The 13,056-nt window shown below is 51.9% G+C and carries 9 protein-coding genes and 1 tRNA gene; 1 reads left to right on the top strand and 9 read right to left on the bottom strand.

Features of this window, described 5'->3' with window-relative positions; translation table 11 throughout:
* Positions 1 to 354 precede the first annotated feature (354 nt).
* The 5 genes from Q0248_RS06605 to Q0248_RS06585 form a co-directional block, all read right to left on the bottom strand.
* A complete protein-coding gene (locus tag Q0248_RS06605) occupies positions 355 to 810 on the bottom strand; it encodes a transposase (protein ID WP_299320906.1) in 456 nt (151 codons plus the stop codon).
* A 991-nt stretch (positions 811 to 1,801) separates the two neighbouring features.
* On the bottom strand, positions 1,802 to 1,996 hold the full coding sequence (locus Q0248_RS06600) for a hypothetical protein (RefSeq protein ID WP_299320905.1): 195 nt from the start codon (positions 1,994 to 1,996) through the stop codon (positions 1,802 to 1,804).
* Positions 1,997 to 2,022: 26 nt separating this feature from the next.
* On the bottom strand, positions 2,023 to 3,528 hold the full coding sequence (locus Q0248_RS06595) for a hypothetical protein (protein WP_299320903.1): 1,506 nt from the start codon (positions 3,526 to 3,528) through the stop codon (positions 2,023 to 2,025).
* Positions 3,529 to 5,294: 1,766 nt separating this feature from the next.
* Positions 5,295 to 5,453: a hypothetical protein gene (locus Q0248_RS06590; RefSeq protein ID WP_299320902.1), complete on the bottom strand. Its 159-nt coding sequence runs from the start codon at positions 5,451 to 5,453 to the stop codon at positions 5,295 to 5,297.
* 26 nt (positions 5,454 to 5,479) lie between these two features.
* Positions 5,480 to 6,643 carry a hypothetical protein gene (locus Q0248_RS06585; protein ID WP_299320900.1) on the bottom strand — a complete coding sequence of 388 codons (1,164 nt, stop codon included), beginning with the start codon at positions 6,641 to 6,643 and terminating at the stop codon, positions 5,480 to 5,482.
* Between the two features lie 844 nt (positions 6,644 to 7,487).
* Here Q0248_RS06585 and Q0248_RS06580 point away from each other — a divergent pair.
* Positions 7,488 to 7,575: transfer RNA gene (locus tag Q0248_RS06580), tRNA-Ser, on the top strand.
* 167 nt (positions 7,576 to 7,742) lie between these two features.
* Here the strand turns inward: Q0248_RS06580 and Q0248_RS06575 are convergent.
* The 4 genes from Q0248_RS06575 to Q0248_RS06560 form a co-directional block, all read right to left on the bottom strand.
* Positions 7,743 to 10,127, bottom strand: coding sequence for an AAA family ATPase (locus tag Q0248_RS06575; protein ID WP_299320899.1), 2,385 nt, complete (start codon positions 10,125 to 10,127; stop codon positions 7,743 to 7,745).
* A complete protein-coding gene (locus Q0248_RS06570) occupies positions 10,124 to 10,612 on the bottom strand; it encodes a restriction endonuclease subunit S (protein WP_299320898.1) in 489 nt (162 codons plus the stop codon). Before Q0248_RS06570 ends, Q0248_RS06575 begins: the two co-directional genes overlap by 4 nt.
* The gene (locus Q0248_RS06565) at positions 10,558 to 11,172 is read right to left on the bottom strand and encodes a restriction endonuclease subunit S (RefSeq protein WP_299320896.1); all 615 of its coding nucleotides are present in this window, start codon (positions 11,170 to 11,172) and stop codon (positions 10,558 to 10,560) included. The genes Q0248_RS06570 and Q0248_RS06565 overlap by 55 nt, the downstream gene beginning before the upstream one ends.
* On the bottom strand, positions 11,165 to 13,056 hold a 1,892-nt coding region (locus Q0248_RS06560), incomplete at its 5' end, for an N-6 DNA methylase (RefSeq protein WP_299320895.1). The genes Q0248_RS06565 and Q0248_RS06560, both read right to left, overlap by 8 nt.

Raw genomic sequence — 13,056 nt, 5'->3', positions numbered from 1 at the left:
CGGGGGCGACCCCTCCCCAAACCCTGAGCGCCTCAACGACGGCACAAACCCCAACGGCCGGGCAAGCCCCTATAGGGGCGATCCCTCCCAGAGCCCAGGGTGCGTAGCCCTGCAAGGGCGACCAAACCCTGGGTTAGGCAGCCCTCCATACAAAGAAGCCCTACAGGGGCGACCCTTCCAAACCCTGAGTCCCAACGACGGCACAAACCCCAACGGCCGTGCAAGCCCCTATAGGGGCGACCCCTCCCCAGAGCCCAGGGTGCGCAGCCCTGCAAGGGCGACCAAACCCTGGGTTAGGCAGCCCTCCATACAAAGAAGCCCTACAAGGGCGACCCTCCCAAACCCTGGGGATACTCAATCCCGAAGCAGGTAGCGCAAGTCATAGGTCTCGCCATATAGTTCAAGGAGGCGCTTCAGCTCCTCCACGGTCGTCCAGCGCTCGTGGTGTTGCTTCTGCTGCACCACATAGCAGCGCGTTGCCTCCAAGACCGAGGCCGACACGGAGAACGCCCCATAACCTCCCTGCCAAGCAAAGGAGCCATAATAGGGGTCTAGCCGCTTGAGCCAGCGCCCCGAGCTACTCTTGACCTCGCGCACCACTTCGGAAATGGTCCTATTCTTACTCAGGCGAAAGAGGAGATGCAGGTGGTCGGGCATGCCACCTATAGCTATAGGACTGCAATCCAAGCTCTCCAGCAAGGGGCGGAGGTAGAGGTGCAACCGTTCTTCCTCCTCTCTTCGGACAAAGGGCGAACTACTAGCCACATGAAAGACTAGGTGTATATAGATAGGTGCTAATGATTGGCTCATGAGGATACTAGACGTAAGATGTGTCTGTCAAAGGTAGTAAATATCGTAATCACCCACCCCAAGCGAACCCAGGGTTTGGTCGCCCTTATAGGGCTACGCACCCTGGGCTTTGAAAAGGGTCGCCCCGCTGGGGCTTACCCCGCCGCCGTCGAAAGCCACCCAGGGTTTGGTCGCCCTTGCAGGGCTACGCACCCTGGGCTCTGGAAAGGGTCGCCCCGCTGGGGCTTACCCCGCCGCCGATAGTTGACTACCCTTATAGTTTACCTGATTGTAGAATCAACCCACGTACACGCTGACGGGGTGCCGACATCTCCGCTTGCTGGCATGAGGAGGGATTTATACCCCGCCAAGGGGAGACTAGGATTAGGACGCTCCTCGGGTGGCTGCGCAAGCCCCTATAGGGGCGATCCCTCCCAAAGCCCAGGGTGCGCAGCCCTGCAAGGGCGACCAAACCCTGGGTTAGGCAGCCCTCCATACAAAGAAGCCCTACAGGGGCGACCCTTCCAAACCCTGAGTCCCAACGACGGCACAAACCCCAACGGCCGTGCAAGCCCCTATAGGGGCGACCCCTCCCCAGAGCCCAGGGTGCGCAGCCCTGCAAGGGCGACCAAACCCTGGGTTAGGCAGCCCTCCATACAAAGAAGCCCTACAGGGGCGACCCTTCCAAACCCTGAGTCCCAACGACGGCACAAACCCCAACGGCCGTGCAAGCCCCTATAGGGGCGACCCCTCCCCAGAGCCCAGGGTGCGCAGCCCTGCAAGGGCGACCAAACCCTGGGTTAGGCAGCCCTCCACACAAAGAAGCCCTACAGGGGCGACCCTCCCCAAACCCTGGGACCCCCAAGCACAACGCCCCTCCTTTACCTCCGCCCCCACTAACATCCCCCCCGAGTACTCCGCCCACAAAGCGGAGCGCCCACGCCGCCCGAGTCCGTGACTCGGCGCAGCGTGGGCGCTCTGGTGATTTCCTCGTCTAGCGAGGTGCGGGGGCTTAGTAGTCTGTAGGATAGCCAGGTTTGTTCTCGCCCCAATTCTGTTGACGTAGCTCACCCCAGTCATTACCACCATAGGAGGGATCCTCGGAGGAGGTGTCGACGGAGAACGTATCAAGTACAGTCAGGGCCTGTCTGAGCTCGAAGCTCTCTACGGTAGGAGCCTCGTAGGCCTGCTTATATTCTCTTTTCATCTTCTTATTCTGTCTTGATGGTGATACTACTTCTTGATCTTGTACTGCTTGAGAGCCGCGTCATAGAGAGGGTAGCTCACGCCTCGATGGCTAGACCACCAGGATGACCCAATATCCATACGATTAGACTCGATCGTGAAGGTGACGAAGTAGAACTTATTGTCGGCACTCTTGCTTCGGATCGAGCGCTTACTGTCGCTTGGACTGGTAGGCGTATTCTGAAGCTTGACGAAGGAATTTTTGTCATTGGCGAGCCCATGGAATACAATGCGCTCGCCTATATCCTTCCAGTTACCCTTCATCTGGGAGAAGGGCGAGCCATCGTAGAAGAGCTTCTTAGGAGATCTGTAGGCGATGCTCCCCCTATCATAGGGATTAGGGCAGTAGACGATCACGAACTGCTCCCCTTCGGAGAACTGCGTATCGCTAGGAGCCGAGCCCACGGGGACATAGAAGACCCCTGCGCTGGTAGCGTCCAGGAAGTTTTCGCGCTCGTCGTTCCCGTGCGTCTTACCCCCAAAAGGTCTACCATTCTTGTCATAAGCCGAAGCCTTAAAGCCAGGGCTCATCACACGCTGGCGGATGATATTAGGACCAGCCAGCTCTTGATCTCGGCCGACACTGAACTCGCCGCTGCTCGTGCTATAGGAGATCTTCGTCTGATAAGTCGCAGAGAGGTTGTCGACACGGAACATGATGTCGAGGGGTGGGCGATCAATTACCTGAGCAAATTTGGGCGAGGCGTACTTCTCCTTGCCAGTAGGGCCAGTAGCATAGGGATCCGAGCTGAGCTTATCCCAAAGGTACTTGTACATCTTCTCGGGGAAACGGTTACGGAAGCGAGCCCCGATGAGGTAGCCCTGCATCCCGAGAGTCACCGCCTTAGTGGGCGCGATCGTCTTCGAGGCAGCATCGTACTTCAGGGGAATATCCGTAGCCTTCAGCATGATGTAGTTGCCCCCAAGGGTTACCTTCTGACCAGCCTTATACGTGATGAGCTGAGCCCCCTTGTTCGTGAAGGTAGCATCACCATCGTGTCCGATGATAAAGGCCAGCTTTACACCCTCCATCTTCTTAGCGGCAAAGGACTTCATAGGCTCAGATTTGGAATCAAGCAGCATCCCGAGGGTGAGCCTTACGGCCTTACCGTTCTTAGTCACCGTAGCACGCACATTGGTTTTGGCTACACCCTCCGAGCCATAGAGGTACAGCAGTACGGGCACCTTCCCATCCCCCTCTGGGGTGATGTGGTAGGAGATCGCGCTGTTGATATCAGGACCACCGACGATAGCCTCCGTCGCACGGGCACCCTGCTTAGCATCTTCGCCGACGAAGGCGCCACTACCGATTGCGAAGGGCTCGACATCCGCATCGAGGCTCAGACGAACAGCACCGGGGGTATTAGGGTCGACGACCTGAAGGGCAGCCTCCTGCTCCTGCTGCGTCGACGGCTGGAGCTGGGGCTCGGCGTTCTCCTTGGAGCAGGAGAAGAAGAGACCGACAGCTGCGAGCGTCATGAAAATCTTTTTCATTCTTTCTATATAAAACGTTATTAATATAGCGCCAAGGTAGAGGTCGCTCCATCGGGAGAGGGTGACCAGCGTTGCTTGTTACCCCTAATCATATACTGCTAGGAGGAGGTGGGGCTAGGGGCTAACACCTATATTCCACTATAGGGATACCCTTCGCCAGATGCCAGACTCTACCATCCCCTTGGGGATAATTACCATGAACCTAAGCGCTCTTATCGGCTACAAAGGTACAACAAAAATTAATACAATGTACATCTAGCCGTACACCCACCGCTCCCAGGGCTATTCCAAGGCCACAGATAGCAGGCAGAGTACCAGGATACTAAGGGCCCAGCTCCCTCATGAGACCTCCCATCCAACGGGCGCAGCGAGGCACACCCGCCCAAGCATCCAAGCAGACACCGTAAGCACCCACAAGCACGCCGCAAGGGGGACCTCCTAGCCCTCGAAGGCTTCCGCCAGCGGGTCCCGCAAAGGGCTGGCGAAGGCCGAGACCTATAGGAGCGCTCGGCGAGCCTAGGAGGAGCCTCTGTGAGGGATACCCCTCACGGCTCTGACTGTCGCCCGTCAGCGCCCCGACTGCCGTCAGTCACAGCGCCGATGGATATCAGTCAAAGCAGCGCTAGGGTTTGGTCGCAATTAGAAGGCTTTGGGAAGGGTCGCCTCTGCAGGGCTTCGGGATTGTGGGCACGAGCGAACCCAGGGTTTGGTCGCCCTTACAGGGCTACGCACCCTGGGCTTTGAAAGGGGTCGCCCCGCTGGGGCTTCGGGATTGTGGGCACGGGCGAACCCAGGGTTTGGGCGCCCTTACAGGGCTACGCACCCTGGGCTTTGAAAAGGGTCGCCCCGCTGGGGCTTCGGAAATGTGGGCACGGGCGAACCCAGGGTTTGGTCGCCCTTGCAGGGCTGCGCACCCTGGGCTTTGAAAAGGGTCGCCCCGCTGGGGCTTCGGGATTGTGGACACGGGCGAACCCAGGGTTTGGTCGCCCTTACAGGGCTACGCACCCTGGGCTTTGAAAGGGGTTGCCCCGCTGGGGCTTCGGGATTGTGGGCACGAGCTAACCCAGGGTTTGGACGCCCTTGCAGGGCTACGCACCCTGGGCTTTGAAAAGGGTCGCCCCGCTGGGGCTTGCCCCGCCGCCAGGGAACTGCCAAGGAACTCGACTATCGGGGCATAATACCCCGCCCCGCACTACTCGGGATAAAAGGGCTGCGCTGTGGCAAGAGCCGCGCTGGGGGAAAGAGCCGTGCTTTGGAAAAGGGCCGTGCTGCGGCAAGAGCCGCTCTGCGGGTCACCCCCGCAGGGCTTCGGGATTGCAGCCCCGGGCTTGCCCCAACGGCCGTGCAAGCCCCTATAGGGGCGCGATCCCTCCCCAAAGCCCAGGGTGCGTAGCCCTGCAAGGGCGCCCAAACCCTGGGTTAATCAGCCCTCCATACAAAGAAGCCCTACAGGGGCGCCCCCTTAAGCGGCCGTGGTGCGTATCGTGGAGGCTCTTATGGAGACGGAGGCCTGTCGCTCTGTTGGGAGGGAGGGCCTGTCGACACATTGACCGATACGCCTCAGCAGCGCCCACAGCACCCAAGTCCTAGCGGTAGACTGGGGATAAAAGGCGCCAAGCCTCTAGGGAAGACGCCGCGAGCAGAGGCAGGCACCAATGCAGCGCGCCCACGCCGCCCGAGTCCATGACTCGGCGCAGCGTGGGCGCTATTGGGTGCCTCTCACAAGCGAGGCCAGGGATATCTGTGCAGGCTACACAGAGTGCGTCCTACCAATTATTGACGCTCGTGTAGGTATCCTCTACCCCCTCCTGAATGGGGTCGATAGAGCCATCCACAGAGAAGGAGAGTAGGATGCTTAGGTCGTTGTTGAGCTCGATCTTGCTGAACTCGGGAGCCTGGTACAGCTCTTTCTGTATCTTGTTCATCGTCTGTTCTTCTTTGCGTTATCTTACTACTTACCGACTACCAGAAGGATGTTGTGGAACTTCCCAGAGGTAACGTCCTTCACACGACGGCCTATTTCCTTACCGGCCTCATCAAGGCCCCAGTAGTAGGGACGGTTCTCGTAGTTACCCTTGGTCAGGAAGATGTTCGTACGCTCATTGCCATAGGCCATGCGGATCCCCCCATAGGGCTCAACCCCGGGGAAGAGGTAGAGCGTGTAGGCTGCATCCGACTTGCTCTGGTCATTCGCTCTATTCAGATAGGGAGACTCACCATTACCCTTGATGTAGTAGGTCTTATTATCACTGAAGCCTACGAAGACCCCTTCCTTACTGCCACTAGAGGCCACCGCTACGCGGAGGACGGGACGATTATTGAGGTTAGGCTTGGTATCAGGAGCAGGAGCATCCAGTCGCAGCCCGAGGATACCATAGCCTCGTACAGCGAAGCCATTATATCGAGCCTCTACGCTTCGCCCGTTGGTCATACGGCAGCGGACGGACACGAACTGGCCATAGAGCTTGAAGCGGTGACCCGTGCTGTAGTAGTCGCGAGCGCCGGCCTTAGTCCCTGGCTTGACATCTACATAGTAGCTGGTGAACAGGGGATAAAGCTTGGAGAGATCCATCCCAGGCTGCGTGCGTAGAGCGGTACGGGGGAAAGAGTAGTACACCGCACCTCCACGAGTATCGACGATCCCAGGCTTCTCGATACTCTGTTCGTTTATGTAACCACCGAGGTAGATACTTGCCTTATTGAATGGCAGCTGCCCAGGCTGAAGACGCCCCGTAGCAAGCTCCCCGTGGAAGGTCACCTTATTCCCCTTCACCTTGAAGGTGACTTGGCGAGCGAGGCCATTGACCGAGCCAGGATTCGTAAAGCCCTTGTCATTATAAAGATAGATAACGCCGGGGACGTCCTCCGAATCCTCGACCGAAACGCCCTTGAGCAGCTCGTTATGAGGGCCTCCGACGGTCGCCTTGAGGTTCAGAGCACGACCTTCCTGGTCCTTGACGACGACATCCTCACGCTCGCCTTCAATGTGGAGCGTGATCGTTTCCTGCTCTGCGGCATTTTGATTCTGCGTCTGCGCCACTGGCTCATCAATGCTCTTCGAGCAAGCGGAGAGTGCAACCAGAGCCGCAGCCATGCTTAGCATGAGTTTTTTCATACTGTTCTTTTTTGGGTTACTAATAATACTGTTAGATAGACCCGCGCAGCCCATATATATACTGCTAGGGTAAGGAGTGCACCACCACGATAAGACGAGATGCACCAGTTCGAGTAGCGTGCTAGGCCACATAAAGGAGCCTTGACACAAATAGAGAAAGGGCAGGACAAGCTACAACTTCGGGCAGCCTTTAGTGCCGCCTCAGGGCAGAGCTATTATACCTGGGAGCTCCAAGCCCGTCCTACCACTTGCGCCTGCAAAATTACAACAAATCTTAACAGTTTGTACACCCACCCAAAATTAGGCTCGCAAATCGCACACCACAAAGTCCTCACTGCCCCTCCAGCAGCAGCGGGGCGGGGCAGTGAGTCCTTCAGGGCCTACAGCCCGTGAAGCACCTGCGAGCTGACCCCATCATGAGCCAGCGCACGGCAGCCCTCACCACCGCCCTACCCTAGCATAAGGGGCCCCTCCGTGAGAGATATCCCTCATGGCTCTGACTGCCGCCCCCGAGCGCCCCGACTGCCGTCCCTCACAGTGCCGATGGATATCAGTCAAAGCAGCGAGGGCTAACTGGGACGAAGGGGGAAGCTGAGTAGGAGCAAGGGCCGCCTAGATGTGAGGGGCGCGAAGGGAGGCACAGCCCGTGGAGACTGGGGGCGCAATGGCTGCAAGCAGACCTTGCACGCGGCGTGCGCCTACCCCGCGGCGAGCTGTCGCACACAAAGAAGACCAGCGCAGCCTGATGAGTGGGAGATGCACAGCACCATCACCATAGGGGCGGATTTGCTTCTCTAGCGAACAATGTTTATCTTTGCACTGCTTTCCAGCCAAGAAAAATCAAGGAGAGGTGCTCGAGTGGTTGAAGAGGCACGCCTGGAAAGTGTGTAAACGCCAAAAGCGTTTCGCGGGTTCGAATCCCGCCCTCTCCGCAATAAAGGGTGTAAATCAGCGAGTTATGCAATTTACACCCTTTATTGCACCCGAGAATCAAGCTAGCTTAGATGATATAAAAACGAGCCATTGGTCAACCTCTTATGAGGAACACCAATGGCTCATATATGTGGAGATGACTTCCAGACTTGCAAAGCTCTAAGACTTACTCACCGATACTCTTGCAGAATGCATCATATTGCTCTCTATCTTTCCTTTTGATTGTGTCAAGAATATACTGAGCACATTTCTTTATATCTGCATTATCAGAGATTGACATCCCTCGTTCTATGAGTCCACCTAAATGTGACAGTTCGTTGTCGATACGATCGATTGTTGTGGCTGCACAGTTATCCGAGAAGAAACGCTTCATCTTGTTATGAAGTGAGTCTGCATCATTATCGGGATACTTGTAGTAAAGATATGCCTCTAAGAATTTACGAGCATTATTCCCAAAATTATAGAATAGCTCATAGTTATCTGTGCTTGCCTGACTACACTTGTAGATTTGATGAAACAGATAGTTGAACTCTGTCACATGCTCTTTCATATACTTCGGCATAACACTGATAGACGACGAATTACCCTGCCGTTCCAATAAGAAGCGCTGCATTTGAATATCCCTTTGCTTTATATCGCCTTTCTTATCTAGATAGGGTATAGTCAGCCCCTTTATATGGAGTCGTTTGAGATACCTCAAGAAATCGAGATTGTGGGTAGATATAAAGAGCTGTGTCCACTGGTGCTTAACCACTATTTGCTGGTCTATCAGCGAGAAAATAAAGAACACATGATTAGCATCCAAACTCGATATAGGATCATCAATCCAAATCATTGGCTTCTCTGAAGCGGTATCGACGTCTTCTAGCTTTGCGACAAAGTAGGCAAAAGCTACAAGATTACGCTCTCCTTCACTCAAATTATAAGCCTTTTTATCCCCTCGGAACACATCAAAGTAGACACCTTCCTCATTCTTTTTTTTGATCGCTCGAAGTTCTATAAATCGATGACCAAAGTAATTCTGTAGAATAGCGTTGACCCTTCTCGCTCCTTCCTCTTCATTCTGGCGAAGCCTTTCCTTGGCTTTAATCTCTTCCTCTTTGGAGCGAACTGCCTCTTCCTTTTCTCTTTTTGCTCTTTCTTTCTTTTCGAGTTCAGCCTCTTTCTCTGATATAGCCTTGACTTGGTCGTCATAGCCTATATCTTCCTTAAAGCGAGCGACCTCAGACAAGCGCAAAGCAGTCTGGGCTTTGGTGTGCTTCTCCTTAAGCTTAGCACCACACTCAGTTGCATCTTTCTCAAGCTTCTCAACCCGGGCATATATCTCATCCAGTCTAGCAAGATCAAATGTATGCTCTTCATAAGTAGGAGTAGCATAAAGGTTCTCCTGCTTTCTCTTCACCTGCAGTAGGATATCCTCCAGAATAGAGAGGACTTCCCTTCGACGTTCCTCCATCTCTTTATTAATGCTCTCCACCTCTGGTTTAAAGTACAGATAGTAGTTCTCAGGTAAGATCTTGTAAAGTTCTTGTATAACTCGTTTCTGTTCTTCTAGCCAAGTAACCGCCTTCTCTACCTTATCTTTCAAGCTCTTTGTAGCTTCGTCATAGTGACGCTCTAGCTCAGCCCAGCGATTTTCCGTGATTTCTCCACCACAGAATAGACAAGTCTTTTTGCCCTTATGAAGTTCGCACCCAGTCTCTACCCATTTGTTTGCTATTGCATTATGAACCAATTCTTCAATCTTTCCAGATGGCATTATTGGCTGCTCCACAATATCCTTGACTCTCTGATTTATATCCTCAAAGTTTGGAAGGGAATATTTTGACACGTGCGGGATTTGCTTTGCCTCTTCTTTTAAGGAAGCCTTCAGTGTATCTATTTTCTCATCTGACAATCGATTGGTTTGAGTAACCCGCTCTAGTTCTTTTCTTAGCTTGGATATATTGTAGTTCTGATCACCATAAATTTGAGGTTGATTCCTGATTCCGGATCCTTTAGCCGTAGCTTTCGTAGTAAGCTGTTGCTCAAGGTTATGCTGAAACTTTTTGAAATCATTCTCGGCTTCTTGATAGTCCTTGATAGCATTCTTCCTCTCCAAATAGAGTCCAGTTTCACTCCCCTCGTTTGCTGTTCCTAACAGGGTCTTTAGCTCTTGGATTTCCGACTCAATCTGGGCATTACCTCCCAATACCGCAAAAGGTGTCACACCCTCATCAGGATTGCCTATAAAGAGAAGATTCTCCTTCACAAAGTCTTCATTGAAGACACGAACTGGGCATGGGAATCTTTCTATAGATTGCTTGTCTATAGTATTTCCATCCCTTAACTCTAACTTAAATGAGCCACTCTCGTACTTTTCGAGTCCCCCTTTTAACTCGAAGGAACGAAAAATCCGAGAAAGAGTGGTCTTCCCCGAATAGTTGCGCCCAAAGAAGATGTTTATATCTGCCAGGAGCATTGTTTTCCCTTGGCTGTCTATAACATGCTTGTTCCATTCAAAATCTTCAAAGACAGCAAAGTCTTTAATCTCAAGTATTTTCTTAATCATACTTCTATCCGTTTTAGATATTCACTGAGGACTTCATATTCCATCACGCGCATAGTTCGCTCCATATATCTATAGTCGGGTAAACCATCTTCTAAGGCTGGTAGTATGATAATCTGTCGCTTCATGCGCTGAGCATTGAACTTATAGCCGTAGGCATACTTACCCTTTTGCTGAGCGATTGCCGTAGAGAGGTAAAGCAAAGTGTATTTGTTGTTTGCCGCTTCATTCTTCCAGCGTACTCGCTTCACATCATCTGAGAAGAGTGCTTCATATGGATGATAGAAGGAGAAGCCTACACTTCCATTATAGTTAACTCCCAAGACATTGCTTTCTAAGCTGGCATTGCTATTTGCAATAAAAGCTGTAACTCCATTGCTTGCTTCCGAAGCTCCAATAAATGGTCTACTTCCTTCCTGCATATCAGCCTTGGTTAAGCGCACGCCATTAGCGATAGATAAGACATCCTCCATGAAGTAGGCTTGCATTTTACCCCCCCCCCCCCCCCCCCGATTTTCATTTCTTTACACTTCAGCTTGAAGAACTGAAGAGCCTTGCTCAAAGTCTCCTGTTCTACTCGTTGCATAAAGGCAGACATAAATGCCCAATCGGGTGCGCCGTCAGATTGGACAGGGAGCAGCAATCGCTCTCTAGAGATTCTTGCATCGTTGATTTCTCTATTAAAGCTATACTTCTCGGAGAGTCTAGAGATGATGGGTAAAAGGAATAAATAGGCATATCTATTCAAGCCTTCTTTTTTTAGGCTAGTCACGTGATCACTTGCGACAAAATCATATAGCTGAAAGAATGCACTACCTACACTTCCACTATTTGCCAAGCTTATGCAATCTCGGAAGATACGTACTCCTTCAGTATTCCCTACAAAACCATCGACACCATTATTCCCTGCTGTAGATGAAACATAAGGCACCTCTCCTTGTAGATGATTATCTTTCTTTAATCTCTTTCCTCTTCGAATACTCGTGAAGATATCGGAGAAGTAGAATTCCTTCCACTCTCTATCCGTCAGCTTCAGCTCCCTACTCATCATTCTTCGTATTATCGAAGAGGTAGCCTCTTCCGTGGGTAATCATATTGAATTGGAAGGTCAGATAGTCCGCCATTGTCTTACGGAAGTCTTCTTCACTCGGGATTTCATCGTTGAAGTAGTAAAACGAATGCAACCATTCATCCTCGGCCTCAATCGTTGTCTCCACGCAGAACTTACTCACACTCTCTGTGCGTCCGTGCCATACATCCAAGAGATGTTGCTTGCGGTCTTCAGCTGTGCCATTGTCCACAAGTCCGACATGCTTAGCTACGACAAAGCCGTCATCCTCGAAGTTGATGAACTTACACTTCTTCTGTTTGGGATGAGGCACACCAGCCGTAAAGACAGCAATACAAGGATTAGTGCCAACTCCATAAAAGGTATTATTGTTGAGTGTGATTACGCCCTCAAGCGTATGCTTCTTAAGGATACTCTTCTTAACAGCCTGCTCTACTTTCGTCTTGCCTGTCACCGAAGATTGAGGGACAATTACCACGGCACGTGCGTCTTCACACAGAGAATCTAAGAGATGCTCCGTAAAGGCTATCTCGTACTTCTCAGGATCCTCCTTTCCTCCCTGCGAGTAAGGCGGATTCATCATCCCGACGGTGCAAGGCATATCCTTCTGTATTTTAGACGCTGGTTGAGCGAGGAAGTCGAAGTTATGGAGGTTGCTCTTCCCATCGCCACGCAGAATCATGTTTGTGGTAGCGATGGTAAACATATAGTCCTGTAGCTCGATTCCCATAAGACGTTGCTTGCGTATAGCTCGTTGTTCGGTCTCATCATCCGTTTGCTGAAGCATCGCATGCATCGCAGCTATAAGGAAGCCCCCCGTACCACAACATGGGTCAAGCACTCTATCTGTTGACTTAAGATTGACTAGTTCACAGAATAGCTCGGTGATATGTTTCGGGGTGAGAACAATGCCAAGACTCTGGCCATCTTTCCCCGAGTAGGACATAAACTCGCCATAGAACATTCCCAGATAATCATCTGCTGACTGAGCATAACGGATCGAGTTGTGAATACTCGTACGCAAGAACTCTGTATACTCTCTCAGCAGGGTACGCCCACTCTTAGAGTCTCTGTCGTTAATCTTTCGATTGTCTCGAATCACAGCAAACTGAGCGAGAATCTTATCTCGCTTAGTCTCTGGAGATACGTCTGCACGGGTCAAATTAGCCTTGATGGCATCATAGATTTTCTGTCCATCGGACTTAATACTATCTCCTGTTAGGTCTTCCACAGAGAATCCCTTAAAGCTCTCCTCACGAAGCGCAAGCAAAATACCCGATACAACAAGTGGCTTCTCTTGATTCGTCAGACCTCCCTTCCACAGCATCTCGTGGAGTGTCTGTGCATCTTTAAGAATCTCGGCTGTCGTCTTTTCCTCGTTGCTAGACTCTCCTAAGACCTCACGATGATAGTAATGATCGATATTAGCCTCATTGAAAGAGACAAAGGTTTCTACATTGGGAAGTTCTCTTGGGTAGAGACTATCATCGATGAAGATTGGAGTGATGAGATGACGTTTTTCATCTCCCGACACCCCAATCGCTATGACTTTCTTATAGCTCGTCTTATTTATGATGTGACGTGCATAGTGCAAAGCACCATTAAGTGCATAGGCTTGTTTGCTCGCTGTATCGTCTAGCAGATTGCCATCATTATCTCGATGTGCATGCTGTGAAACCTCCGCCTTGTTCTCTATGACAAGTACGAAGTTCTTAACCACACCAATAAACTCAGGCTTTCCAGCCTTGCCAGTATCAGCCTTAGAGGCTGTCTTAAGTGCTTTCTCTAGCTCTGGTACATCGGAGCCTTGGTAAGTCAGCTGTATTTTGGCTGACTTAAGCAGCTCGTGTACCCATATATCTG

It is taken from the genome of uncultured Porphyromonas sp., assembly GCF_938046015.1.
Taxonomy (GTDB): Bacteria; Bacteroidota; Bacteroidia; order Bacteroidales; family Porphyromonadaceae; genus Porphyromonas.
The sequence above is the reverse complement of the archived record's forward strand: the minus strand, read 5'-3'. Positions and strand labels throughout refer to the sequence as shown.